This window comes from Streptomyces sp. NPDC051211, assembly GCF_040689505.1.
Lineage (GTDB): Bacteria > Actinomycetota > Actinomycetes > Streptomycetales > Streptomycetaceae > Streptomyces.
This window is the reverse complement of sequence record NZ_JBFBAV010000009.1, coordinates 147,537-173,183: the sequence shown is the minus strand read 5'-3', so window position 1 is coordinate 173,183 and position 25,647 is coordinate 147,537. Positions and strand designations below refer to the sequence as shown.

Annotated in this window: 21 protein-coding genes; 15 read left to right on the top strand and 6 right to left on the bottom strand. The window is 70.2% G+C overall.

Going from position 1 to position 25,647, the window contains the following annotated elements:
- Nucleotides 1-45 precede the first annotated feature (45 nt).
- Nucleotides 46-1,197: an XdhC/CoxI family protein gene (locus AB0447_RS12405; RefSeq protein WP_366476545.1), complete on the top strand. Its 1,152-nt coding sequence runs from the start codon at nucleotides 46-48 to the stop codon at nucleotides 1,195-1,197.
- 139 nt (nucleotides 1,198-1,336) lie between these two features.
- The gene (locus tag AB0447_RS12400) at nucleotides 1,337-2,575 is read left to right on the top strand and encodes a YncE family protein (protein WP_366476544.1); all 1,239 of its coding nucleotides are present in this window, start codon (nucleotides 1,337-1,339) and stop codon (nucleotides 2,573-2,575) included.
- A 57-nt stretch (nucleotides 2,576-2,632) separates the two neighbouring features.
- Here AB0447_RS12400 and AB0447_RS12395 read toward each other — a convergent pair whose 3' ends face one another.
- The 3 genes from AB0447_RS12395 to AB0447_RS12385 all read right to left on the bottom strand — a co-directional run bounded on the left by AB0447_RS12395 (nucleotide 2,633) and on the right by AB0447_RS12385 (nucleotide 7,435).
- Nucleotides 2,633-2,965, bottom strand: coding sequence for a hypothetical protein (locus AB0447_RS12395; protein ID WP_366476543.1), 333 nt, complete (start codon nucleotides 2,963-2,965; stop codon nucleotides 2,633-2,635).
- Nucleotides 2,966-3,025: 60 nt separating this feature from the next.
- Nucleotides 3,026-5,323 (bottom strand): germacradienol/geosmin synthase, encoded by a 2,298-nt coding sequence (locus tag AB0447_RS12390; protein WP_366476542.1) that lies wholly within the window; start codon nucleotides 5,321-5,323, stop codon nucleotides 3,026-3,028.
- Between the two features lie 114 nt (nucleotides 5,324-5,437).
- Complete coding sequence (locus tag AB0447_RS12385) at nucleotides 5,438-7,435, bottom strand: ABC transporter ATP-binding protein (RefSeq protein ID WP_366476541.1); 1,998 nt, start codon at nucleotides 7,433-7,435, stop codon at nucleotides 5,438-5,440.
- A gap of 316 nt (nucleotides 7,436-7,751) precedes the next feature.
- Here AB0447_RS12385 and nadE point away from each other — a divergent pair, with 316 nt between their 5' ends.
- Entirely contained in the window at nucleotides 7,752-8,582 is an 831-nt protein-coding gene (nadE, locus tag AB0447_RS12380) for an ammonia-dependent NAD(+) synthetase (RefSeq protein ID WP_366476540.1), read from the top strand.
- 49 nt (nucleotides 8,583-8,631) lie between these two features.
- Nucleotides 8,632-10,272 (top strand): LuxR C-terminal-related transcriptional regulator, encoded by a 1,641-nt coding sequence (locus tag AB0447_RS12375; RefSeq protein ID WP_366476539.1) that lies wholly within the window; start codon nucleotides 8,632-8,634, stop codon nucleotides 10,270-10,272.
- A gap of 10 nt (nucleotides 10,273-10,282) precedes the next feature.
- On the opposite strand, the gene AB0447_RS12370 is transcribed toward AB0447_RS12375, so the two are convergent.
- Together AB0447_RS12370 and AB0447_RS12365 are read right to left on the bottom strand one after the other, a co-directional pair.
- On the bottom strand, nucleotides 10,283-10,852 hold the full coding sequence (locus AB0447_RS12370; RefSeq protein ID WP_366476538.1) for a TetR/AcrR family transcriptional regulator: 570 nt from the start codon (nucleotides 10,850-10,852) through the stop codon (nucleotides 10,283-10,285).
- Nucleotides 10,849-11,211 (bottom strand): DUF1304 domain-containing protein, encoded by a 363-nt coding sequence (locus AB0447_RS12365; RefSeq protein ID WP_366476537.1) that lies wholly within the window; start codon nucleotides 11,209-11,211, stop codon nucleotides 10,849-10,851. Before AB0447_RS12365 ends, AB0447_RS12370 begins: the two co-directional genes overlap by 4 nt.
- A 180-nt stretch (nucleotides 11,212-11,391) precedes the next feature.
- Here AB0447_RS12365 and AB0447_RS12360 point away from each other — a divergent pair, with 180 nt between their 5' ends.
- The 11 genes from AB0447_RS12360 to AB0447_RS12310 all read left to right on the top strand — a co-directional run bounded on the left by AB0447_RS12360 (nucleotide 11,392) and on the right by AB0447_RS12310 (nucleotide 21,955).
- Nucleotides 11,392-12,594 carry an NAD(P)/FAD-dependent oxidoreductase gene (locus AB0447_RS12360; protein ID WP_366476536.1) on the top strand — a complete coding sequence of 401 codons (1,203 nt, stop codon included), beginning with the start codon at nucleotides 11,392-11,394 and terminating at the stop codon, nucleotides 12,592-12,594.
- 321 nt (nucleotides 12,595-12,915) lie between these two features.
- Nucleotides 12,916-13,077 (top strand): hypothetical protein, encoded by a 162-nt coding sequence (locus tag AB0447_RS12355; RefSeq protein ID WP_366476535.1) that lies wholly within the window; start codon nucleotides 12,916-12,918, stop codon nucleotides 13,075-13,077.
- 97 nt (nucleotides 13,078-13,174) lie between these two features.
- Nucleotides 13,175-14,386, top strand: coding sequence for a cupin domain-containing protein (locus AB0447_RS12350; protein WP_366476534.1), 1,212 nt, complete (start codon nucleotides 13,175-13,177; stop codon nucleotides 14,384-14,386).
- Nucleotides 14,383-15,339, top strand: coding sequence for an arginase family protein (locus AB0447_RS12345; RefSeq protein WP_366476533.1), 957 nt, complete (start codon nucleotides 14,383-14,385; stop codon nucleotides 15,337-15,339). The genes AB0447_RS12350 and AB0447_RS12345 overlap by 4 nt, the downstream gene beginning before the upstream one ends.
- On the top strand, nucleotides 15,336-17,033 hold the full coding sequence (locus AB0447_RS12340) for a radical SAM protein (RefSeq protein WP_366476532.1): 1,698 nt from the start codon (nucleotides 15,336-15,338) through the stop codon (nucleotides 17,031-17,033). The genes AB0447_RS12345 and AB0447_RS12340 overlap by 4 nt, the downstream gene beginning before the upstream one ends.
- Nucleotides 17,026-17,799 carry a transcription factor jumonji gene (locus AB0447_RS12335; protein WP_366476531.1) on the top strand — a complete coding sequence of 258 codons (774 nt, stop codon included), beginning with the start codon at nucleotides 17,026-17,028 and terminating at the stop codon, nucleotides 17,797-17,799. Before AB0447_RS12340 ends, AB0447_RS12335 begins: the two co-directional genes overlap by 8 nt.
- On the top strand, nucleotides 17,796-18,581 hold the full coding sequence (locus tag AB0447_RS12330) for an aldo/keto reductase (protein ID WP_366476530.1): 786 nt from the start codon (nucleotides 17,796-17,798) through the stop codon (nucleotides 18,579-18,581). The genes AB0447_RS12335 and AB0447_RS12330 overlap by 4 nt, the downstream gene beginning before the upstream one ends.
- On the top strand, nucleotides 18,578-19,552 hold the full coding sequence (locus AB0447_RS12325; RefSeq protein ID WP_366476529.1) for an ATP-binding cassette domain-containing protein: 975 nt from the start codon (nucleotides 18,578-18,580) through the stop codon (nucleotides 19,550-19,552). Before AB0447_RS12330 ends, AB0447_RS12325 begins: the two co-directional genes overlap by 4 nt.
- A 47-nt stretch (nucleotides 19,553-19,599) precedes the next feature.
- Complete coding sequence (locus tag AB0447_RS12320) at nucleotides 19,600-20,364, top strand: ABC-2 family transporter protein (RefSeq protein WP_366476588.1); 765 nt, start codon at nucleotides 19,600-19,602, stop codon at nucleotides 20,362-20,364.
- Nucleotides 20,357-21,163 (top strand): ABC-2 family transporter protein, encoded by an 807-nt coding sequence (locus tag AB0447_RS12315; RefSeq protein ID WP_366476528.1) that lies wholly within the window; start codon nucleotides 20,357-20,359, stop codon nucleotides 21,161-21,163. Before AB0447_RS12320 ends, AB0447_RS12315 begins: the two co-directional genes overlap by 8 nt.
- Nucleotides 21,164-21,238: 75 nt before the next feature.
- Nucleotides 21,239-21,955 (top strand): phytanoyl-CoA dioxygenase family protein, encoded by a 717-nt coding sequence (locus tag AB0447_RS12310; RefSeq protein ID WP_366476527.1) that lies wholly within the window; start codon nucleotides 21,239-21,241, stop codon nucleotides 21,953-21,955.
- A 78-nt stretch (nucleotides 21,956-22,033) separates the two neighbouring features.
- Here AB0447_RS12310 and cobN read toward each other — a convergent pair whose 3' ends face one another.
- Nucleotides 22,034-25,645, bottom strand: a complete 3,612-nt coding sequence (gene cobN / locus AB0447_RS12305) for a cobaltochelatase subunit CobN (protein ID WP_366476526.1) — start codon at nucleotides 25,643-25,645, stop codon at nucleotides 22,034-22,036.
- Nucleotides 25,646-25,647: the final 2 nt, after the last annotated feature.

Genomic DNA, 25,647 nt, shown 5'->3' with positions numbered 1-25,647 from the left:
TCCACGCATCCGATACTGGAAACCCGAACCTCCGAGGAGGCCGCAATGCTGGACATCGCCGAAGAGCTGAACCGGTGGGTCGAGCAGGGACGTGACTTCGCCGTCGCCACCGTGGTGGCGGTCGGCGGGAGCGCGCCCCGGCAGCCCGGAGCCGCGCTCGCCGTCGACGGCGAGGGCACGGCCATCGGCTCGGTCTCCGGCGGATGCGTGGAGGGTGCGGTGTACGAACTGTGCCGACAGGCCCTCGAGGACGGCGAGACCGTCCTGGAGCGCTTCGGCTACAGCGACGACGATGCCTTCGCCGTGGGTCTGACCTGCGGCGGAATCATCGACATCCTGGTCACCCCGGTCCTGGCCGGGTCCCAGGAGCGGGCCGTCTTCGAGGCCTCCCTGGCCGCGGCGGCGGCCGGCGAGCCCGCAGCCGTCGCCCGGATCGCCGCCGGCCCGGCCGAGCTGACGGGCCGCGCCGTACTCGTCCGCGGTGACAGCGGGTACGAGGGCGGATTCGGCGGACACCCCGAGCTGGACCGCGCCATCGCCGAGGAGGCCCGCGCCATGCTGGACGCGGGCAGGACCGGCGTCCTGGAGATGGGTGCCGACGGCCGGCTCTGCGGGGAACCGCTGAAGGTGCTGGTGGAATCCAGCGTCCCGGCCCCACGCATGATCGTCTTCGGAGCCATCGACTTCGCCTCCGCTCTCGTCCGGATCGGCAAGTTCCTCGGCTACCACGTCACGCTCTGTGACGCCCGGCCCGTGTTCGCGACCAAGGCCCGCTTTCCCGAGGCCGACGAGATCGTCGTGGACTGGCCGCACCGCTACCTGGAGAGCACCCAGGTCGACGGCCGCACCGTGCTGTGCGTCCTGACGCACGACGCCAAGTTCGACGTCCCGCTCCTCGAAATGGCCCTCAGGCTTCCCGTCGCCTACGTCGGCGCGATGGGCTCCCGCCGCACCCACGAGGACCGCAACAAGCGGCTGCGCGAGGTCGGCATCACCGAGATCGAGCTGGCCCGGCTGCGCTCCCCGATCGGCCTGGACCTCGGCGCCCGCTCCCCGGAGGAGACCGCGCTGTCCATCGCCGCCGAGATCGTCGCCAACCGGCGCGGCGGCACCGGGGCCGCCCTCACCGGCGCCCACACCCCGATCCACCACGACGGTTCGGACGGAGTGGCCGGCCGCATCGGCGTCGTCGCTTGAAGAGACGTATGACCCGGCACTCGTGAACGACAAGAGGGCGCAACCCGTGGGGGTTGCGCCCTTTCCTCATCCCCTCTATTTTACCCGCCGGTAACAGGAAGCACCCTCTCCAGCCCTTCCTCACCCCGGAGTTGACCGGATGTCACGACGCCCCCTGCGTACCGTGTGCGCCCTCGCCGCGGCCGCCCTCCTCGCCGCCCTCGCACCGGCGGCGGCCGACACCCCGCCGGCGGATCTGCGCGAGGTGCTGTTCGTCGGGAACAACTGGGAGGGCACCGCCGACGTCCTCGCCTCCACCGGCGACCTCGCCCGCATCGGCCGGATCAACGTGATCCCCGACAAGGTGGAACGCCTGCGGGAGATCCACCTCAACCCGGTCAAGCTCGCCTACTTCCTCGGCATCCGCACCACCGCCGGCGAGGGCCACGACCAGTTCGTGGACGACATGTACACCACCCCGGACGGGTCGGCGGTGGTCGTCTCCCGCCCCAGCTTCGCCGATGTGGTCTCCCTCGACCTGGCGTCCGGCCGCATCAACTGGCGCTTCCCGGTGTCCGGTTACCGCTCCGACCACATGGCGGTGTCCCCGGACGGCACCAAGGTCGCCGTCTCGGCCTCCACCTCCAACACCGTGCACGTGCTGGACATCGCCACCGGCCGCCAGCTCGGCTCCTTCGGCACCGGCGACAAGCCGCACGAGAACACCTTCTCCCGCGACGGCCGGCTGCTGTGGAACAGCTCCATCGGCGAGGTCAACACCGCCCTGGACGCGCCCTGGCTGGATTGGACGAAGGGCGACCGCCGGATCACCGTCGTCGACGCGCAGACCTTCCGCACCGTCAAGGTCATCGACATGCGGGAGCGGCTGGACGCCTTCGGCCGCTCCGACCTCTCCGACTCGATCCGCCCGAACTCCTTCAGCCCGGACGAGTCGAAGCTCTACTTCCAGGTGTCCTTCTTCAACGGCTTCCTGGAGTACGACATCGCCACCGACCGGATCACCCGTCTCAAGACCCTCCCGGAGAACCCCGCCACCAGCAAGGACCGCACCGCCTGGGTCAACGACTCCCGGCACCACGGCATGTCCATGAGCCCCGACGGCGCCAAGCTCTGCATCGCGGGGACCATGGACGACTACGCGACCGTCGTGGACCGGGCCACCCTGGCCGAGGGCCCGCTGGTCCCGGTGTCCAAGCCGTACTGGGCGACGGTCAGCGGGGACGGCACGGCCTGCGTCGTCTCCGAGAGCGGCAGCGACCGGGTCACCGCCATCGACTTCGCCACCGGCGCCAAGCGGGTGTCCGTCCCCGTCGGCGACCACCCGCAGCGGGTCCGGCTCGGCCGAATCCCGGCCGGCTGGACCGGACCCGCCGCCTGACCGGGCCGGGTGCGCGTCACGACGCGCACCACGACGCGACGCGCACCACGGCATGCGTCACGACATGCCGAGCGCACCCAGCAGTGCCTGGATCGCCGCGACCGCGGGTGCTCCCACGGTGCCGGCCACGGTCGCGACACCCGCGATGCCGACGAGCGCCCGGCGCAGCCGCCCGGGCTCGACGCCCTGGCCGTCACCGATGACGGCCAGGTTCTCGTCGACCGCCTCGCGGTCCTCGGGACCGAGGTGCGGGCGCAGGCGTTCCACCGCGGCGAGCATGGCGCCGAAGGCGGTGCCCGGATCCGCCGGCGCCTGGTTCTTGATGATGCCGATGTTGTGGTTGCCGTGCTGCTCGACGCTGTCGCCGTAGTGGATTCCGCCGTTCGTCACAGGTCCTTCTTCCTGAGGTCGTGGTGGCCGTGCCGGACGGCCGAATGCCCAGGATGAGCGTCAACGGGCGCTCGGGCAAGGGGAGTTCAAGGCGATGGCTCCGTTCGGGGGCGCTGCCGTGCCGGGGCGGGCGGGCGGTCGGCCGCCGGCGTAGGCGATCTTCGCGGCTGCCATGCCGAAGTCCGAGGACCAGGCGCCGGGGCCCATGCCGGTGGGCAGCCGGTGCAGGTCCTCGGATCGGTAACGGCGTACGTTGCGGTGCCAGTTGAGGATGGCCGCGAGCCAGTCCTGGAGTTCCCGTACGTACGCGCCCAGGGCGGCCCGGGCCTCCTCGTCCAGCTTCCAGTCGTCGTACAGCACCGGCAGCCGGGTCGCGGCGATGTGCTCGAACTCCTCCGTGCGCCGGGTCATCAGGTCATGGCAGATGTGCAGGGCCTCCGGGTAGCCGATGTCGAAGAAGTTCCGGGTGACGAGCACGTGGTTGTGCACCTCGCCCTCGATCTCGATCTCCTTCTGGTAGGAGAAGATGTCGTTCATCAGGCAGGCGGTGTCGGCCGCGGCGTTCTCCAGCGAGCGGATCACCCCGGAGGCGTAGAGGCCGTCGGGGATGCCCCGCCCCTGGTGGCCGAGCCGGCAGAGGTACATGGTGAGTTCGCTGCCGAAGGTGTGGCGGCGCATCTCCGCGTAGTCCACCGGGTCCGGGATGCGGTTGGCGATCTGGTTGTCGACCTCCCAGACCCAGCTCTCCAGCATGGCGATCAGAGTGTCCCGGAACTCCGACCGGTGCTGCGGGGCCATGCCCGCGGTGGTGCGTACCCACAGGTCCGCCAGCGAGCGCTCCATCACGGTGAGCGGCTCCGGCTGCTGCGCGTGGTCGACCGGGACCATGCCGATCAGCCGGGCCGTGGCCGCCTTGGCCGCCGGCAGGTTCCTGGCCTGGGCGAACGCCACCGGGTAGTAGTCGTCCGCGTACGTCCCCCAGGTCAGCCAGCACGCGTTGAGCACCAGCTGCTCCGGCGTGGCGTCCGGGTCGAGGCCGGCCGAGCAGAGCGCGAAGTCGAACCCGCGCAGCTTGCGTTCGGTCCAGATCGCCGAGGCCGGGTCGCCGGGCTGGGGGTCGACCATGCCCATCCGCTTGGCCCAGGCCACCGATTCCTCGAAGGCGTGCCGGTGGTGCGGGCTGAGGGTCAGCGGGAACGGCAGGTAGACGTCCGGGATCACCGACGGGCCGGTCTTCTCGAACGGTACGTGGGTGAAGGACCGGCGGCGCAGGTCCACCGCGCGGGGTGTGAACAGGGAGCGGACGTCGAGGGCGGTGGTGCCGAGGCCGGACGGGAGGAACGGCAGCGAGAGCGCCGCGGTGGCCTCGGCCTCCTCGTTCATGTAGCGGCTGGAGACCATGTGCCATTCGTGGCCGCCGGACTGCCAGTCCTGCAGGCCCTTGGTGTAGGCGAGGACCGCGGCGGTCTCGGCCGGGTCCAGCCGGTGGTCGGCGATCAGCTGGGGGATCTCGGTGAGCGCGGTGTGCTCGAACTGCTGCAGCCGGGAGGTGAGCAGGTCGTTGGAGGCTTCGGCGGCCTCCTGGGTGGAGCAGCCGAGGAAGGTCTCCAGGACCAGGACGGCGTTGGAGAGCTCGCCCTCGTCGGCGACCTCCCGTTCGTAGGAGAAGATGTCGTTCCTGATGTGCACGGCGTCCGAGAAGGCGTCGCGCAGCACGCTCAGCGGGCGGGAGTGCGCGACCCGGGCCGGGACCTCCGCCGACACGTATTCGATCAGTCCGGCGGACCAGGGGGCGCCGCCGACCTTGCGGCGCATCTCGACGTATTCGAGCGGATTGGCGACCCGGCCGATGTTGATGTTGGCGAGCTCCCACATGGACTCGTTGAGCAGGTTCCGGGTGCTCTCGGAGAATCGTTCCCGCCAGTGCGTCGACATGGCCGGCACGGTCCGCGCCCACAGGTCGGCGAGCCCGGCCTCGACCGGGTTGGTGGCCTCGGGGAACCCCTCGGCCAGGTCCATGGGCATGAAGGCGGCCAGCCGCTCCAGGTAGTCCCGGGCGCCTTCCCGGTCCTGGGTGCGCTTGAACGTTTCCAGGAAGTGGTCGTCGAAGAAGAACACCCACACGTACCAGTCGGTGACCAGGTTCAGGGTGTCGCCGTCGCAGTCGGGGTGGGTGTACGAGCAGAGCAGCGCGTAGTCGTGGGACTCGAGGTCGCTCTCCTCCCACACCCCGGAGCCCTCCAGCATCCCGAGAGCGCGCGCCCACTGTCCGGTGTGGGTGCGGGCGGTCTCCAGGTGGGGGTTCAGTCGTGCCGGATAGGGCACATAGAAATCCGGCAGTCGGAACGGCTGCGTCACGGCGGGCTCGGCCTTTCATCACGTGGGTGCGGGGGACCGGTCGGCCCGGTCCCCCGCACGAGATCAGCAGTGCCCTACCCCTGCCTCCCCCGGGATAAGGGGGAGTTCACTGCTTCAGGTGACGGACGGGTCGTTCCGCGATGCGGAGGCCTGCCGGGGGATAGAAGGGCCGGCCTGCCCCGCCTCCCCGTACTGCTCGGCCTGCATCCGGAACATCGCCGCGTACCGGCCGCCCAGCTCCAACAGCTCCTGGTGACTGCCCTGCTCGACGAGCCGGCCCTCGTGCAGCACATAGATCACGTCGGCGTACCGGACCCCGGACATCCGGTGCGTCACCAGCACCACCGCGCGATCCGGCCCGGCCAGGCCGCGGATGCTGTCGAAGGCCGCGATCTCCGCCTCCGGGTCCAGGGCGGAGGTCGGCTCGTCCACGACGATCACGGTGGCCTCCCGGTAGCGGGTGCGGGCCAGCCCGAACTTCTGCCACTGTCCGCCGGAGAGCTCGGAGGCGCCCCGGAAGACCCGGGCGAGCAGGGTCTCGTACCCGTGCGGCAGCTTCGCCACGACCGTGTCCGCGCCCGCGTACCGGGCGGCCGCCACCACCTCGGCCGCGCAGTCCACCCCCTCCTCGGCCTGCGGCCGGCCGATCGCGATGTTCGTCCGGGCGGTCACCGGCCAGCGCTCGAAGTCCTGGGTGAGCAGGGCCACCCGGTCGAAGACCTGCTCCCGGTCGGCCTCCGCCAGGTCCACCCCGTCCCAGCCGATCCGGCCGCTGTCCGGCAGGTGCAGTCCGGCCAGCAGTTTCACCAGGGTGGACTTGCCGGAGCCGTTCTCGCCGACCAGGGCGACCACCCGGCCTGCCTCGATGGTCAGCGAGACACCGGCGAGGGCGGGCTCGTCCCGGTCCGGGTAGCGGAATCCCACATCGGTCAGCTGCACCGCGCCGAACCGATCGGGCAGCTTCCGCCCCCCGGACGGGATGGCCCGCTGCCCGGCCTCGGCGACGAACCGCTCCAGGTCCCGGACGTACAGGGATTCCTCGTGCAGCGTGTTGGTACCGGCGACCAGCGCGCCGAGTCCGGCCGAACCGCTGCGCACCGCGAGCACCGCGGTGCCGGCCACGGCCAGGTCCATCCGGCCGGAGACGATCAGCGCACCCATCGCGGCATAGGTGATCAGGGCGGCGGCGCCGGACAGCGCCGCCGCGAGCAGTTCGGTGGCTGCCTTGTCCCGGGCCAGCCGGGTGGCCTCGGTCTCGGCGTGCTCGGCCATGTTGCGGTAGTGGCCCAGCAGGTAGCGGCCCACCCCGTGCACCCGGACCTCGGCGGCGGAGGTGCGGGAGATCAGCAGCTGCCCGATCAGCCGGGCGGCCCTGGCGTGCTCGACCCAGGCCATGACGGACAGGTACCGGCGCTGGGCCACCCGCATCGCGCCCCAGCCGCGCGGGGCCGCGATCAGCAGCAGCAACGGCAGCAGGGCCGGATGCAGCACGGTGAGCACCCCGGCTGCGGCGATCAGCGAGATCACCGCGTTGAGGGTGGCCACACAGGCTCCGATGGTGCGGCGGGCGCCCGGCGGGCCCCACTGCGCGCTGTCGAGCAGCCGCCGGAACTCCCCGTCCTCGATGGCTTCGAGCTCGACCCGGACCGAGGCGTGCAGGTACAGCTCGTGCGCGGCCCGCTCCACCTTCGGCTCCAGCCGCCCGGCGGCCGCCGTCGACCAGGAGGCCAGTACGGCACCCAGGACGGCGATCAGCGAGCCCAGCGCCAGCGCGGGCAGCGCGGCGTGCAGCCGCTCGGCGGCGGTGCCGGCGCCGAGCAGCCGGCCCAGTACGGCGTTGACCACCAGCAGTCCCACGGCGGAGGTCACGCCCTGCCCTGCCTCGGCGGCGGCCACGGTGAGCAGCGCGGGCCGGTCGGTGTCCCGGGCCAGCCGCAGGGTTCCGCCGACCATCCGGGGCATCGCCCGCAGGGTGGTGATCAGGCGGGTCTCCAGCCGGGCGTACTCGTGGTTGGCCCAGCCCTGGTCGTAGCGCAGGGGGCCGCCGAAGAGCTGCCGCTCGCTGTCGGAGACGGCGCTTTCCGGGGCGACGGGCCGCTTGAGCAGCCTCATCCGCGGCCACCCCCGTCCGGGTCCTGGTCGAACAGCACATGAACATGCACGGATCGCAAAGTTCCTCCCGAGGGTGGTGCGGCGGGTGACTGACGCCGGAAGAACGTGGCTGTTCAGAGCGGCGTCACGGGCGCGGGGGAGCGAAGAGTCGTACGTGTTTACGAGCCGGGGGCCGGGGCCAAGGGGCAGCCGGAGAGTCGGCCGTGATCCGGCGTTCGAACCACCCGGAAGGGGTGGACGCCTTCCTTCGAGGGATTGCGCCACTGGATAGGGTGGGCGGGTCATCGGACCACGAACGAGTACCTGAGGAGCAGCCGTGAGCGAGCCGGCGTCCATCGCCCTGCAGCAGCAGATCGCCCGGGATCTGGAGGTCGCCGAGACCTTCGAGGCCGAGCGGGAGATCGAGCGCCGGGTGGCCTTCCTCGCCGAGCGGCTCACCACGACCGGACTGCGGTCGCTGGTGCTCGGGATCAGCGGCGGGGTGGACTCCACCACCGCCGGCCGGCTCTGCCAGCTCGCCGTGGAGCGGGTCCGGGCGGCCGGGCAGCAGGCCGAGTTCTACGCGATGCGGCTGCCGTACGGGGTCCAGGCCGACGAGCACGACGCGCAGCTCGCGCTGTCCTTCATCCGGGCCGACCACGTGCTGACCGTGGACGTGAAGCCCGCCAGCGATGCCGCGCTGGAAGCGGCGCTGGCCGCCGGGGTGGTCTTCCGTAACGCCCACCACCAGGACTTCGTGCAGGGCAACATCAAGGCCCGGCAGCGCATGATCGCCCAGTACGCGGTGGCCGGCGCGCAGGACGGCCTGGTCGTCGGCACCGACCACGCCGCCGAGGCGGTGTCCGGGTTCTTCACCAAGTTCGGTGACGGGGCCGCCGACCTGGTGCCGCTCACCGGGCTGACCAAGCGCCGGGTGCGCGCCGTCGCGGACGCCCTGGGCGCCCCGGCCGAGCTGGTGTGGAAGACGCCGACCGCCGACCTGGAGACCCTCGACCCGGGCAAGGCGGACGAGGACGCGCTGGGCGTCACGTACGACGACATCGACGACTTCCTGGAGGGCAAGCCGGTGGACGAGCGGGCCTTCGAGACCATCACCCGCCGCTACGAGGCGACCGCTCACAAGCGGCAGCTGCCCATCGCGCCGTAGAAGTCCCTCCCGGGGGTGTCCGCGCCCCCGGGCTGGGAAACTGGGGGGCATGGACCGGGTTGCCGGGCCGCGTCTCGGCGAGGACGCCGTCGCGCGGCGGAACTGGCGGGACGCCTTCGTGCTCCTGACGGAGGCCGACCGGCGTGCGCCGCTCGACCCGGAAGCCCTGGAACGCCTCGCCCTCGCCGCCCACATGACCGGCCACGACCAGGCGAGCGAGGACGCCTGGACGCGCGCCCACCACGCCTGGCTGAGCCGGGGCGAGGTGCGGCGCGCCGTGCGCTGCGTGTTCTGGCTGGCCCTCGACCTGGTGACCGGCGGGCAGTGGGCGCGCAGCACCGGCTGGGTGGCCCGGGCCCGGCGGCTGCTCGCCGCGGAGGCGCCGGGCGGGGTGGAGGAGGGCTACCTGCTGGCCGTCGAGGGGCTGCGGCTGAGCCTGGCGGGGGAGGCCGAGCCTTCCCGGCAGGTCTGCGAGCAGGTGCTGGAGTACGCCACCCGGTTCGGGGACCCCGATCTGGAGAACTTCGCCCTGATCGGCGTCGGCGAGAGCCTGGTCCAGCTCGGCGACACCGCCGGAGGCGTCCGGCTGCTCGACGAGGCGATGGTCGCGGTCACCGCCGGCGAGGTGTCGCCGGTGATCACCGGACTCGCCTACTGCGCGGTGATCACGGCCTGCCACGAGCTCTTCGACGTGCGGCGGGCCAGCGAGTGGACCGACGGGCTGTCCGCCTGGTGCGGGGCCCAGCAGGACGTCGTCCCGTACCGCGGCGTCTGCATGGTCCACCGGGTGGAGCTGCTGCGGCTGCACGGCGACTGGGCCGACGCCCTCGACGAGGCCGAACAGGCCTGCCGGTGGCTGCGCAGACAGCCCGCCCTCCAGCCGGAGGACGCGGCGCTCTACCAGATCGGCGAGGTCCACCGGCTGCGCGGCGAGTACGCCGAGGCGGAGGAGGCCTACCGGGAGGCCGGCCGGCTCGGGCATCCGGCCCAGCCGGGCCGGGCCCTGATGCTGCTCGCCGCCGGGGACGCGGACGCGGCCGCGCGGGCGATCCGTTCCGCCCTGGACGCGGCCGGCGACCACCGGCCCTCCCGGTGCCGGCTCCTCCCCGCCTGCGTGGAGATCATGCTGGCCGCGGGCCGTACGGAGGAGGCCGCCGCGGCCGTGGCCGAACTGCGGGCGGCCGCCGAGACGGTGGCGGGCCCGCTGCTGACCGCCCTGGCCGGGTCTGCGGAGGGGGCCCTGCTGCTCGCGGCCGGCGAGACGGGCCGGGCGCAGGCCGTGCTCGCCCCGGCCGCCGCAGCCTTCCGCGCGCTCGGCATGCCGTACGAGGCCGCCCGCGCCCGCCTGTTGCTGGGCCTGGCCTGCCGGCAGGCCGGCGACGAGGTGACCGGCCGGCTGGAGCTGGGCGCGGCCACCGACGCCCTCCGGGAACTGGGGGCGGGCCCGGACGTGTTGCGTGCCGAGCAGCTGGGGATCGGGGCGGCGGGCCGGGCCGCCGGGCTGCTGACCGTCCGGGAGCGCGAGGTGCTGCGGCACGTGGCGGCGGGGGAGTCGAACCGGGCCATCGCACAGGGCCTGTTCCTGAGCGAGAAGACCGTCGCCCGGCACATCAGCAACATCTTCGCGAAGGTCGGGGTGGGCTCGCGGTCGGCGGCGACCGCCTATGCGCACAAGCACGGGCTCGCCTGAACCGCCTGTTTCAGGACAGCGGGGTGCGGTGCAGGGCGATCAGCAGCCGCCAGACCTGGCCGGCGATCCGGTCGGGTGTGCCCTCCACCAGGCCGTGCAGCCAGTCGGCGAGCACCCCGGCGAAGGCCGCGGCCACGGCCGAGGCGACCAGCTCGGGTTCCGGCGCCCCGGCCAGGCTGCGTTCCGCCGTGCTGCGGGCCCGCAGGTCCCGGTGGAGTACGAGGCCGAGCGGCCCCCCGCCGCCCGGGCCCAGCAGCTCCCGGTACAGGCCGGCGTGCGGGGCGAGACCCTCGAAGAAGGCGCCGAGCGCGGGCGGCGGCGCCGCCGGGTCCGGGATGCCGCGCCAGGCGTGCAGGGCGTCCACCGCCTCGCGGACCACATCGGCGCAGGCGTCGACGGCGAGTGCCTCCAGCCCGGTGTAGTGCAGGTAGAACGTGGCCCGGCCGACCCCGGCCCGGCGCACCAGCGCCGCCACGCTGACCTCCGCCAGGGGCCGCTCGGCGCACTCCGCCAGCAGCGCCCGGCGCAGCGCGGCACGGGTGCGTGCGGCACGCGGATCCTCCGGCCCGGCGCCGGTCACCGGGCCGCCAGGACGGCGGCGAGGGCCAGCGCTCCGGGCAGCGCCTGGGCGAGGAGGATGCGGCGGTTGGCGGTGAGGCCGCCGTACACGCCGGCGACCAGGACGCAGCAGAGGAAGAACACCTGCACCCGGAAGCCCGTCGGGTCCTCGGCGACCAGGCCCCAGACCAGGCCGGCCGCCAGGAAGCCGTTGTAGAGGCCCTGGTTCGCGGCCAGCGGCGCGGTGGCCCGGGCCATGGCCGGGTCGAAGCCGGAGAGGGCGCGCCCCGGCTTCTTCTCCCAGAGGAACATCTCCAGGACCAGGATGTAGCCGTGCAGGGCGGCCACCAGGGCGACCAGGACCTGCGCCGTCGTCTCCATCGTCGGGATCCTCTCGTCGGGGCGGATAGCTTGTGGACAGGTGTCCAGAATACATGGACAGCTGTCCAGGAGTGTCCTGGGGAGCTGCGCAGAAGTACCCATCTCCGCTGCGGGCAGTTCTCCCGACGCGCCGGCTTCCCGCCCGCGCCTAGCGTGGGATCACCTCCGGGAGGTGACGTCATGAACCACTACGACGCGGTGATCGTCGGAGCCCGGTGCGCCGGCGCGCCGACCGCGATGCTGCTGGCCCGTCAGGGCTACCGGGTGCTGGCCGTCGACCGGGCGGCCTTCCCCAGCGACACCCTCTCCACCCACCTCGTCCACCCGCCGGGCCTCGCCGCGCTGCGGCGCTGGGGACTGCTGGACCGGGTCGTGGCCACCGGATGCCCGCTGATCACCACGTACCGCTTCGACTTCGGACCGCTGGTCCTCGCCGGCTCGCCGGCCGGCGCCGGGTCCCCGGGCTCGTACGCGCCGCGCCGTACCGTCCTCGACGAGATCCTCGTCGAGGCCGCCGCCGAGGCCGGCGCCGAGGTGCGCGAGCGCTACTCCGTCGACGGGCTGATCACCGACGGCGACGCCGTCACCGGGATCCGGGGCCACGGCCCCGACGGGCACCGCACCGAGGAGTACGCCCGCGTCGTCATCGGGGCGGACGGAGTCCACTCGCTCGTCGCGAAGTCCGTGGACGCCCCCCGCTACGCCGAGAAGCCCAAGCTCCAGTGCAGCTACTACGCGTACTGGGCGGGCCTGCCGATGGACGGCCGGTTCGAGGCGTACATCCGCGAGGACCGCGCCTTCGCCGCCTGGCCCACCAACGACGACCTGACCCTGGTCATCTGCGGGCTCCCGATACGGGAGTTCGAGGCGAACCGCGCCGACATCGAGGGCGGTTACCTGGCCACCCTGCGGCAGGCACCCGCCTTCGCCGAGCGGGCCGCGTCCGCCACCCGCACCACCCGCCTCGTCGGCACCGCCGTCCCCAACTTCTTCCGCGTTCCCTACGGTCCGGGCTGGGCGCTGGTCGGCGACGCCGGCTACCTGAAGGACTTCATCACCGCCCAGGGCATCCAGGACGCCTTCCAGGACGCGGAACTGCTCGTCCGGGCCCTCGACGAGACCTTCACCGGGCGCCGCGCCTTCGGGCCCGCCATGCGCGACTACCAGCAGGCCCGCGATGCCCGGGCGATGCAGATGTACGAGTTCACGGCGGAGCTCGCCACCCTGGACCAGGCGCCGCCCGAGGTGCAGCAGGTGCTGGCCAGGGCCGCGGAACACCAGGACACCACGGACGCGTTCGTCCGGATGAACGCCGGACTCATCACGCCGGGCGAGTTCTTCTCCGACCCGCGGCTGACGGGGCTCCCGCTGACGGTCGCCTGAAATCGCCCCTTTTGGGCCGCGCCCCGAAGCAGGTGCCCGGTTGCCGGGTTGTCATTTGTGAAGAAGTCGGGGTGGTGTATCCGCGAAAACTCGGGGGTGCCGTCGCGGTCCAGCACCCCACCAGCCAACGTGGGCGCACTTCAAGCCAAATTCCTGCAATATTGTCGAAGAATCTCGTGGTTGCGGTCATTTCGTGTAAAGGGTGCAGACAATCGGAAACCTCTATTCCATTAACTGCTGGCTATTTTCCCTTGATCGCGACGCTCGCCATGTCCTAGCCTCGAACCCGAGTGCCAACGGCATCTACCTATGGAGGTAACCATGGCAAATTCTGCTGACCGCGGCGCCGCGGACAACGAGTTCCCGGAGGTGGAGGTTCGGGTTTCGTCGGTGGGCGAGAGGGCCCGTGCGACCTTCGCCAAGACGCATCACCGTCCCAGCGTTCCGGACTTCGCCAAGCTGTTCGCCGACTCCGCGAAGTAGCTGATTGACTCTGCGTGTACCGGGTCCCAGTGGCCCGGTACACGCAGATTCCATTCTCCGAGCTTCTCCGCAGCGGTATGAGGGTGATTCAGAGAGTATGACGACACTTGCCTCACGGTTCGGCCGCGCCTTGTCAAGCGAACTCGGCGTGGATTTCGCGACCCGCCAAGTCAGCAATGAGGTGGTCTTCAGACACCTTGACCCCGAGCTGCTCGAGGAGTGCTTCTCCTGGGAGGGCTTGAACGAGATCCTCTCACGGGGATCCGCCGAGCCCGCGGAGTTCCTGCTGTATGCGGACGGAAAATCGCTTCCCGAGCATCAATACACGGTGACGAGAGGCGGGCGCCGGGTTTTCGATCTGTCGAAGATGTTCGCGCTCATGCGGTCCGGCGCCAGTTTGATAATCGATTCCCTGGACAGGATTCATCCCGGCGTCCGCGTCGCGACCGACGACATCATGCGGATCACCGGCGAGACTTCCGCCTGCAATATGTTCGTGACCTTTGACGACGCCCAGGCATTCCCCAGTCACTTCGATGAGGTCGACACATTCGTCGTACAGATCCTCGGCACAAAGCGCTGGCAAATCCACGGGCCCTCTGAGGAATTCCCGCTGCCCGAGTACGGCGACAGCGATCCGGTGAACTGCCCCGAGAGCGTGCTGTTCGAGAGGACGCTGGTTCCGGGGGACGTGATGCACGTACCCCGAGGCTGGTGGCACACGGTGCGAGGAGGCGGTGACACCAGTCTGCACCTCACTTTCACCTTCACCCGTCGCACGGGCTACGACTGGCTGCGCTGGGTCATGCGCCAGGCGCTGTCCCGCGTGGAGATCCGTGGGAATCTGGACCGTGCAGGTACGCCCGAAGCCCAAGAGGCGCAGGCCGAGCGGATTCTTGCGGCATTTCTGGCCGAGGCCAAGAGCCTGCCGCCGGCCGAATTCTTTGCCGCGGAGCGCCGCGCCTCCGGAGGCCGTGACCTGTCCAGCCTGCCCTGGGACGTGCTGAAGGCCCGGCCGTCGGCTGACGCCGTGGTGGAGCTGGTTCCCGTCCTTCCCCCCGTGGTCCACGTGGACGCGGACCAGGTGACCGTCACCACCGCTGACCAGAACTTGACGCTGCCCGCCGAACACCTCGCGGTCATCGAGCTGCTCATCAGGGAACGCCGGGCCACCGTCGCCGGGTTGGCCGATCGGACCGGGAGCCCCGTCGGGTCCGTCGCGGCGCTGGTCTCGGCCCTGTTGCAGTACCGGCTGGTGACCGTGTCCGGTGGGAGAACGCCCCGCGCAGAACGAGGGACGGTCCGGTGACGGCCCTGTTCCGCCGTGGCATGGGAGCGCTCGGGCTCCCCTCCGCGGAGATGAACACCGTGCTCTCCGGGGAACTGCCGGCCGATGCAGTCATCCTGGGCCTGCCGTTCGATGCCGGAGTACCGGGTGTGCCCGGTCAGCGCCATGGTCCGGAGATCTTCCGCAAGCTCAGCCCCACGCACGATTGGACAGTCGACGACAGCGGCGCCCTGGGTGGGCTGATCGATCCCGTCACCCGTGACGCGGTGCTTCCCGGCCGCAGAGTCTTCGACCTGGGCGACCTGGGCGACGTGCCGATCGATCCACGGGTTTCCAGAGGCGCCTACTACCGGACTCTGGCCCGCTTGTCCGAGCAGCTCGCCAAGACGGCAGCCATCCCCGTCTTCATCGGTGGTGACCACAGCCTGTCGGCGCCGGCCGCCGCGGGAGTGGCAGCCGTGCACGGACCGCTCCACTTCGTGTGTTTCGACGCGCACTGCGACTTCAGCGCCCGCCCGATGCCGGACGTCACGGACATCACCCACGCCGATTTCCTCGGGCACCTGCTCCAGAACAACGCGATCTCGGGTGCCGAGCTGTTCGGCATACGCACGTACCTGCCCGCCGGCTGCGGTCCCTTGCCCGACGGCCTCCGCTGCACCTACTCCTACAGCCCCGATCAGGCGACGACGTGGGACGACCGGCCGACCTATCTGTCGATCGACCTGGACGTGATCGACCCGGCCGAGTTCCCGGCGACCGGACACCCGGAGGCCGGCGGCTACCGCCTGCGAGAACTGCTCACTGCTGTCGAACATGTATGCCGCACCCGCCGGGTGGTGGCGGTGGACATCGTCGAAGCCCTTCAGGACGACAGGGAGAACCGGGCCACCAGCGCGACGGTGTCGGCGACGGTCATGACCTGCCTGCGGGCACTGCTGGAGTCCCCTCAGGAACGGGAGAAGACCGGATGAGTACCGAGACGACCGAACCGGACGCAGAGCCCTCCGCGCACACGGGGATCCGTTCCCTGCACGACTGGCAGCTCGAACTGATCTCACACCACGACCGGCCCGTCATGACGGCGAACGGGCCGACCGAAACCGGCACCAACGCCGGAGAGCGTGATGTGACGGTGCGCTTCCATCAGGGCCGTACCTGGATATACAAGGTGTGGCAGAGCGACCGTGGAACGGACCGCTTTCACCTCTACACCCCTGTCACGGGCAATATTCATGAAATCAGCCGCGAAGAGGCGGATGTACTCAGGTCGGCGGACTGGGAGGCAGTCTCGGCCTCGGACATCAGCAGGCTGATGTCGCTGGTCGTCCCGTTCGAGGAAAGCGGCTGGCGTTTTCCGGAACTGCCGGCCGACGCACGGGTCGACACACCTCGTGTCCGGGTTCTCATGCTCAACCCCACAGAGCAGTGCAACATCCGCTGCACCTACTGCTACTACGGCGGTGCCTACTCCGAGACGCGCCCTCACCAGACGGCATCACCGCAGGCGGACATGGTGAAGGCGGCCATCGACCTGTTTGTGACCGGTGAAGAGAAACTGGAGTCCGCTCCGCGGGCCGTCTACTTCTTCGGTGGCGAGCCGCTCCTTGCATTCGACGAGCTCCAGAAGGCCGTTCTGGCCCTTGAGGAGCGAAAGCGTGAGGTCGGGGCCCGCCTGGAGAACCTGGTTCTCCAGGTCAATTCGAACGGGATGTTGCTCACCCCGAAGATTGTCGACTTTCTCGTCGAACACGACATCTACCTCAACATCTCCATCGATGGCCCCAACCATGACCGCTACCGCATCGACCGGCGCGGAAAGGGTACTCACGACCGAGTGCGAGAGCGCACCGACTGGCTTGCCGAGAACTGGCCGGACTACTTCTCTTCCCGGGTCGCGCTCATTTGCGTTCTGTCGGCGCCGCTCGACGCCGCGAACCTCTACCGCTATTTTTCCGAGTGGCCCACTGCCCACCGTGCCCTGGCGTGGGACTTCGACCTGCTTCTGCCGGGAGGGGATCAGTCCTACTCGGATTTCGAGCAGATATTCAATGAGCAGCGTCGGGTTTGGGACATCTTCGTTCGGTCTCACGGTCGGCCCCACGGCGAACGCGAGCGGTCGGGACGCTATCACTTCGCGTTCAGCCACGGCTTTCTGCACCGCTCGTTCCACCGCGTTCTCAACCAGCCAGGACGTGAAGGTGGTGCCCGACTGGGGCATCTGCTCGGGATGCAACTCGTCCCCGGCAACGAGTACTTGGTGCTCGGCTCGGACGGAACGCTGTATTCGTCGTACGAATACCAGTCCCCGGAGTTCGCCGTCGGTCACACCGACCGAGGGGTTGACCCCGTGGCCGGAGTCGAGCAGCTGGCCATGTTCCGCGACGCCGTTCAGGCGAGTTCGTGCGCGACCTGCTGGGCGGCGCCCATGTGCACCGTCACCGTGCCGGAGGCACCCTTCCGAAGGGCGGACTCCGCCGAGTCGGTCATGGACAAGCTGACGACCAAGCGCGCACGGTGCATGTCCGAACGGGAGAACCTCCAGCAAGCCCTCCGAGCACGCGTCGACATCGAGGACGAGTACGGAGACGAGGCGCTGGAGGGGCATCGCGATGACTGGCGCCGGCAGCAGACGGAGGTGGCCCGTGTCGACCCCTTCTATGCCTGACCTCCCCGGTGCGCCTGAGCACGGCTCGGTCCCCGGCTTGCTCTGCGGCAGCGAGCCGGTGCTGCTGCGGGGAGCCGGCACCCGCTGGCCGATTTTTACCTCACTGCAAGAGCGGCAGCTGCGTGAGCGTCCCGACCGTCCGGTAGAGGCGGAGGACCGTGAACGCCGCCCCGTGACGGTTCCTCTGTCGGCCGTCCTCGACGACCTGGACGCCCGATGCCCCCAGGGGCTCTACCTGCGCAACCAACTCGTGTCGCACTTCGATCCTGAGCTCATCGCCCTCATACCGAAAGAAGTGCGGCGCCTCAACTGGCTCCTGGCACTGGAACCCGGTGCCCGTCCGGACTGGAGCTGGCTGATGATCGGCGCAGCCGGCACGAGTTCGCCGATGCACGTCGACGTGATGGCGAGCGCCGCGTGGAACCTGCTGTGCGCGGGGACGAAACGATGGACCTTCCATCCCCCTGAGCGTGCGGAGGAGTGGGGGCTGCTCCCGCCCGGCTGTACGGCGCGAGCCGCGGACGCGGGCGAACCGCGCCTGGAGTTCGTCCAGGAACCGGGTGACATCGTGGTCACGCCGAGCGGCTGGGCCCATGAAGTGCACAACCTCACCGGTTCGATCGCCATCACGAGCAACTTCATCAATGGCTCCAACATGGATTTCGCACTGCGGTACTTCGAGGTGCTCCAGGACACCGCAGCACGTGAGCTGCTCGTCGCCGTGGGGGAGACGTTCGCACGGCTCGGAGAAGGCGGTCACGCGTGAGCGCGAAGCCCCTGCCCTTCGACCTTCCCAGCGTGGGTCTGGGCACCTGGAACATGCGCGGTGAAGCAGCCGAACGCGGGGTGCGTGAAGCGATCGAACTCGGATACCGGCTCATCGACACCGCCACCGCGTACCACAACGAGGAAGCGATCGGGGCGGGGATCCGCTCGAGCGGCATCGACCGGAGCGAGCTGCTGATCGTGACGAAGTTTCCCGAGGAGGATGCGGGCCGCGAACGGGAGGCACTCCGCACCAGCCTGGATCTCCTGGGCGTCGACCACGTGGACCTGTGGCTGATCCACGCGCCTTTGGACGCAGAAGGGTCGCTGCGCATCTGGGAGCGTTTCATCGAGGCCCGAGACGAAGGACTGGTCAGGGCCATCGGGGTGAGCAATTTCCTTCCCCCACAGGTGGACGAGCTGATCGCGGCCTCGGGAGTGGTGCCCGCAGTGAACCAGGTCGCCTTCGGCCCCCATTACTACGACGTGGAGTTCGCGCCTCACCACACCGCGCGCGGCATCGTGGCACAGGCCCACAGTCCCTACAGCGAAAACGATCTGGCTCATCCCGTGCTGCGCGCGATCGCCGGCCGGCACGACTGCAGCGTGCCGCAGGTCCTGCTGCGCTGGCACCGGGCACACGGCGTGCCCGTGGTGGTCAAATCCGTCTCTCGGACGCACCTCGCCGAGAACCTGGACACATCCGGCCGCCCGCTCGAGCCCGCCGAAGTGGCGGCCATCGACCGTCTGGGCATCAACCCCCCGTCAGGGAAGGAAGAATGAAAGTCCAGCTGGATGGAGTACGGCGTTCCTATCAGGTGCGGCGACGCCCGGAAGCGGGCCCGCGGCTGACCCGTCTCATCCGCCGGGAACGCAGCGAGGTCGAGGCCCTGCGCGGTGTCGACCTCCGAATCGAGTCGGGCGATTCCGTCGGATACATCGGGCTGAACGGTGCCGGCAAGTCCACGACCATGAAGCTCATCGCCGGCATCCTCACCCCGACCGAGGGGCGGGTCATCGTGGACGGCCGGGACCCTCACCGCGAGCGCCGGAGGCTCTCCGCGGATCTGGGATACCTGGCAGCCCAACGGTCCAGTCTGTGGTGGGACTTGCCGGTAAAGGACTCCTATGAGCTCCTCCGGCGGGTGTACGGCATCGAAGCGAACGTGTTCCGCCGACGCTGTGAAGAACTGGTGGCCCGACTCGACATCGGCCGCTACCTCAATACCCCGGTGCGGGAACTGTCACTCGGCAACAGGACCCGTGCGGAGCTGGTGGGGACCCTGCTTCACGCACCGCGGCTGCTGCTCCTGGACGAGCCCACGATCGGACTGGACATCTTCGCGCGCGAGGCGATCTGTGACCTCCTCAAGGAAATTCGCCAGGACAGCGCACCCACCATCGTGATGGCCAGCCACGACCTCCGGGACGTTGAGGTCGTCTGCGACCGGATCATCATGATCGACGCCGGCCGGCTCGTGTACGACGGGAAGATCGCCGATCTGCGGGCACTTGGTGGTGGCAGGCGCCGGCTGGTCGTCCACCACACCGAAGGGCACCAGCTGCCCTCCGCACCCGGGCTGAGGCCCGTCGGGGAGGCCGCCCGCACCGTCACCACGTTCGAGTACGCGCAAGGAGATCTCCCCGTGGAGATCCTGTCGGCGCTCTTCTCCGATCCCCTGGTCGACGACGTCCAGTTGGAGGCGCCGAGCCTGGAGCAGCTCATCAAAGACCTCTATGCAAAGGCCGAATGATGGAGCGGATGCGACGCACCTGCCGCTCCCATCTGGCCGTGGCCCACATGCAGGTAAGACTCTCCTTCCACTACCGGACCAGGGCCTTTTCGCAAGGTCTCGGCGCCCTGCTGCTGATCGGCCTGCAGGGTGCTCTGTGGACGGCTGTGTATTCGGGAGGTGACGAGACGCCGGCGGGTTGGCTGAGTCTGCGCCAGACCATGGCATACGCCGCGGCTGGGACCGTATGGGTGCTCTGCCTGCCCAATCTCGGGCTGGCCCGCCAGCTCGAGGCCAAGATCCGGGATGGTCGGATCACCACCGAACTGCTCATGCCGATGGGCTTCTTCACCCAGTGGTTCTCCGCTGCGCTCGGCCGCACCTTGGGCATCACCGCGCTGGTGGGGCTGCCGGCGGCTGTCGTGGGAGGTGCACTGCTCGTTCCCTTCCACCTCGGGCCCGGCCAGGCTGCGCGCCTCGCCCTGACGAGCGTGATTGCCTTCGTGGTCCTCTTCAATCTCAGTTACATGATCGGGCTTTCGGCATTCTTCATCCGCCGCGTCGACGGTCTCAACGAAGTGCGTGAAGCACTCCTGCTGCTGCTGGGCGGCTCGATGATGCCGATCTCCCTCTATCCCGGGGCCCTGCGCGACGTGGTGGTGTGGACCCCGTTCGTGCACGGCTTCTACACCCCGCTCGGCACCCTGGTGAAGGACCCTTTCGTGGACGGCCGAGTCATTGCCATCGGAATGGGCTGGGCGATGCTGCTGACCGCTGCCAGTGCTCTCTACACCCGCCGTGGTCTGCGAAAGCTGGTGATCGCCGGTGGCTGAGCGCATCGCAGAGCTGAAGAAGTCCGTGGACGTTGCACTGTTCGCCACGCGGATGAATTTCCGGAGCCACTTGGTACACCCCGGAGAGGTGGTTCTTGCGAACCTCGGGGCCCTGGTGCAGGCGGTCTCCGGTTCCGCGGTGTTCATGCTGGCGCTGTCGACCGCAGGTGCCGTTCACGGATGGACACTAGCCCAGTGGGCGGTGTTGACGGGATTCACGACGGTGGCCCGTGCGCTGTGGAACACCGTCTTCTATGGAACCCTGGACATCCCGGACATGATCCGAGGCGGCGAAGTCGATCACTATCTGGTGCGGCCCACGAGTCCTCTGATGCTCATCCTCTTCTCGAAGGTCGACACGGACGTCTGGATCGAGATCGTGATCGGGCTCGGAATGATGGGCACCGCACTTCACTTCAGCGGTGCCGAACTCTCGGTGGCAGTCGTGGTGTTCATACCCGTTGCGCTGGTCGGTGCGGCGCTCGTCTTCGCAGCCATGCACCTGGCGGTCACCTCCTTGTCGTTCTGGCTGCGGCACGACGCGATGCTGAGCATGCTGATCTGGCGGTTCGACAGCTTCGCCCAACTGCCGATGAGCTTCTACCCGAAATGGATCCTGGCCGTATTCTCCACGGTCGTTCCGTTCGCCTTCGTCGGCTACTACCCCTGCCTCTACATTCTCGGCAAGACGGATTCACCCGTCGTCTGGCTGTTCCCCATGGCGGGCCCCCTGCTCATGGTTCCGGCCGTCATGGTGTGGAGACGCGGCCTCGCCCGCTACAGCGGAACCGGCTCATAGCCTCTTCCGGCCCACGGGCGGCAGCGGGAACACCTGGATCATTTCTGAGAACACCGGTTCGTGAGGAGCCTGACAGTGGACAACCTGGCCGCGTTCGAGCGCGACGGATATCTCGTGATGGACGTCTTCTCCGAGGACGAAGTGGCACGAATGAAGACGATGCTCTCGGACCTCATCGATCCCCCGGCGCCCGGGCATCCCCGCCTGTACATTCACGCGGCGTCGGACAAACCGCTGTCGCGCCTCGATCCCTACAACCCGTACGCAGTCTGGAAGATCGTCAACACCCCACTGGCCGGGGACGCCTGGTTCTCCCTGATCCAGGACGCGCGGATCCTCGACGTCGTCGGTGGACTGCTGGGCCCCGACGTCAATTTCCACATGGGGTTCGCCCGGCTGCGTCCCACCGGCCTCACGGCCGAAGAAGGCTGGCACCGCGACCTGGACACCGATCAGCACACCTTGCCGGAGCTGGTCACAGCGCTGATCTACCTCGACGAGATGGATGCCGAGTCCGGTGCAACGCTCGTCTGGCCAGGGAGCCACCGCCACCGCGAGCGCGGGCCCGCGCCCGAAGAGCATGAAGCCGTACCCGTCCTGACCCGCCCGGGATCGGTCCTCTTCCTGCACTGCCTCACCGCTCACAGGGCCAGCACCAACCGTACCGCGCGTCATCGGTCGATCCTCGTCAACGAGTACAAGAGCGCCCGGACCGTCGAGCTGACCCCCAATGACGCCGCCTTCGGGGATCTTCCGCTGCGCAGAGGAGGACGGAACCTCAGTGTTCTGTGAGGAAGGCCCGGGGCGGACCCGCGGATGACCGGCGTGCCGCGGCCGGCCGGATGACCGGCCGGCCGCGGCACGCGGCGGTTATTCCGCCTCGCCCTCCAGGCTGCCCTCCGTGTCCAGGTACACCTGGCGCAGGGACTCCAGGATCTGCGGGTCCGGCTTCTCCCACATGCCGCGGGACTCGGCCTCCAGCAGCCGCTCGGCGATGCCGTGCAGGGCCCACGGGTTGGCCTCCTTCAGGAAGGCCTGGTTCTCCGGGTCCAGCACGTACGTCTCGGTCAGCTTGTCGTACATCCAGTCCGCGATGACGCCCGTCGTGGCGTCGTACCCGAACAGGTAGTCCACCGTCGCCGCCAGCTCGAAGGCACCCTTGTAGCCGTGGCGGCGCATCGCCTCGATCCACTTCGGGTTGACCACCCGGGCGCGGAACACCCGGCTCGTCTCCTCCACCAGGGTGCGCGTGCGGACCGTCTCCGGCCGCGTCGAGTCCCCGATGTACGCCTCCGGGGCGGTGCCGCGCAGCGCCCGGACCGTGGCCACCATGCCGCCGTGGTACTGGAAGTAGTCGTCGGAGTCGGCGATGTCGTGCTCGCGGGTGTCGGTGTTCTTCGCCGCCACCGTGATCCGCTTGTACGCCGACTCCATCTCGGCGCGCGCCGGACGGCCCTCCAGCCCGCGGCCGTACGCGTACCCGCCCCACACCGTGTACACCTCGGCGAGGTCGGCGTCGGTCCGCCAGTCCCGGCTGTCGATCAGCTGGAGGATGCCCGCGCCGTAGGTGCCCGGCCGGGAGCCGAAGATGCGGGTGGTGGCGCGCCGTTCGTCGCCGTGCTCGGCCAGGTCCGCCTGGGCGTGCGCCCGTACGAAGTTGTCCTCGGCCGGCTCGTCCAGCGAGGCGGCCAGCCGTACCGCGTCGTCCAGCAGGCCGATGACGTGCGGGAAGGCGTCCCGGAAGAAGCCCGAGATGCGCAGCGTCACATCGATGCGGGGGCGGCCCAGTTCACCGAGCGGGATCGGCTCCAGGCCGGTCACCCGGCGGGAGGCCTCGTCCCACACCGGGCGGACACCCAGCAGGGCCATCGCCTCGGCGACGTCGTCGCCCGCCGTGCGCATCGCGCTCGTCCCCCACAGGGACAGCCCGACCGAGGCCGGCCACTCGCCGTTGTCGGTGCGGTAGCGGGTGAGCAGGGAGTCGGCGAGGGCCTGCCCGGTCTCCCAGGCCAGCCGGGAGGGCACCGCCTTCGGGTCCACCGAGTAGAAGTTCCGGCCCGTCGGAAGGACGTTGACCAGGCCGCGCAGCGGGGAGCCGGACGGGCCGGCCGGCACGAAACCGCCGTTCAGCGCGTGCACGGCGTGGGTCAGCTCGTCGGTGGTGGCGGCCAGCCGCGGCACCACCTCGCGGGCCGCGAACGCCAGTACGTCGGCCACCGCCGGGCCGTGGCCCTCGGCGACCGAGGCCACCGCGGCCGGGTCCCAGCCCGCGTCCTCCATCGCCTGGACCAGGGCGCGGGCCTGCTCCTCCGCCTCGTCGGCAGAGGTGCGGGTGGCCGCGGACTCGTCCAGGCCCAGGGCCTCGCGCAGGCCGGGCAGGGCGGTCGTACCGCCCCAGATCTGGCGGGCGCGCAGGATGGCCAGGACCAGGTTGACCCGCTCGGGCCCGGCCGGGGCGCCGCCCAGCACGTGCAGGCCGTCGCGGATCTGGGCGTCCTTGACCTCGCACAGCCAGCCGTCGACGTGCAGCAGGAAGTCGTCGAATCCGTCGTCGTCCGGGCGCTCCGCCAGACCGAGGTCGTGGTCCAGCTTCGCCGCCTGGATCAGGGTCCAGATCTGCGCCCGGATCGCCGGGAGCTTCGCCGGGTCCATGGAGGAGATCTGCGCGTACTCGTCCAGGTGCTGCTCCAGGCGCGCGATGTCCCCGTAGGAGTCGGCGCGGGCCATCGGCGGCACCAGGTGGTCGACCAGGGTGGCGTGCACCCGGCGCTTGGCCTGGGTGCCCTCGCCCGGGTCGTTGACCAGGAACGGGTACACCAGCGGCAGGTCGCCGAGCGCGGCGTCCGGGGCGCAGGCCGCGGACAGGCCGGCGTTCTTGCCGGGCAGCCACTCCAGGTTGCCGTGCTTGCCCAGGTGGATCATCGCGTCGGCGCCGAACCCGCCGTCGGCGGCCGCCGCCTGGATCCACCGGTAGGCGGCCAGGTAGTGGTGCGAGGGCGGCAGGTCCGGGTCGTGGTAGATCGCGATCGGGTTCTCGCCGAAGCCGCGCGGCGGCTGGATCAGGATCAGCAGGTTCCCGCGCCGGAGCGCGGCCAGCACGATGTCGCCCTCCGGGTTCCGCGACCGGTCCAGGAACATCTCGCCCGGCGCCGGACCCCAGTGCCGCTCGACCCCCTCGCGGAGCTCGGCGGGCAACTGCTCGTACCAGCGGCGGTAGTCGGCGGCCGGGATGCGGACCGGGTTGCGGGCCAGCTGCTCCTCGGTCAGCCAGTCCTGGTCGTGGCCGCCGGCCTCGATCAGGGCGCGGATCAGCTCGTCGCCGTCCCCGGAGACCAGTCCGGGGATCTCCTCGGCCGGCCCGAAGTCGTAGCCCTCCTCGATGAGCCGGCGCAGCAGGGCCACGGCCGAGGCCGGGGTGTCCAGGCCGACCGCGTTGCCGATCCGGGAGTGCTTCGTCGGGTACGCCGACAGCACCAGCGCGATCTTCTTCTCGGCGTTCGGGGTGTGCCGCAGGCGGGCGTGGCGTACGGCGATCCCGGCGACCCGGGCGGCCCGCTCGGGGTCGGCGACGTACGCGGGGAGGCCGTCCGCGTCGATCTCCTTGAACGAGAACGGCACGGTGATCAGACGGCCGTCGAACTCCGGCACGGCGACCTGGCTGGCGGCGTCGAGCGGCGACAGCCCCTCGTCGTTCTCCTCCCAGTTGCTGCGCGAACCCGTCAGGCACAACGCCTGCAGGATCGGCACGTCGAGCGCGGCCAGCGCCCCCGCGTCCCAGGACTCGTCGTCCCCGCCGGCCGAGGCGTCGGCGGGCCGGGTGCCGCCGGCCGCGAGGACGGTGGTGACGATCGCGTCGACGCCCTCCAGCTCGCGCAGCAGCTCCGGCTCGGGGCTGCGCAGCGAGGACACGTACAGCGGAGCGGGCGTGCCGCCGGCCTCCACGATCGCATCGCACAGGGCGTGCACGAAGGCCGTGTTGCCGCTCATCTCGTGGGCCCGGTAGTAGAGCACCGCGATCCGCGGCCCGTACGGGCGGACCGCATTGCGCTCCAGCCGGCCCCAGGTGGGCGCGGGCGCGGGCGGCTCGAAACCGTGGCCGGTCAGCAGCACGGTGTCGGACAGGAACCGGGCCAGCTGCTCCAGGTTGGCCGGACCGCCGTGCGCCAGGTAGGCGTGCGCCTCGGCGGCGAGGCCGATCGGCACGGTGGAGGCCTCCATCAGCTGTGCGTCCGGGGCCTGTTCGCCGGTCAGCACCACGACGGGGCGGGGCTGGTCGGGGGAGAGCAGCAGGTCCAGCCCGTCCTGCCAGGCACGCAGACCGCCCAGCAGGCGTACGACGACCAGGTCGACGCCGTCCAGCAGCTGCGGCAGGTCGTCCAGGGGGAGCCGGGAAGGGTTCGCGAACCGGTACGGCACGGGTCCGTCCGCGGCGGCGCGAGCGCTGAGCAGATCGGTGTCGGAGGTCGACAACAGCAGGATCATGC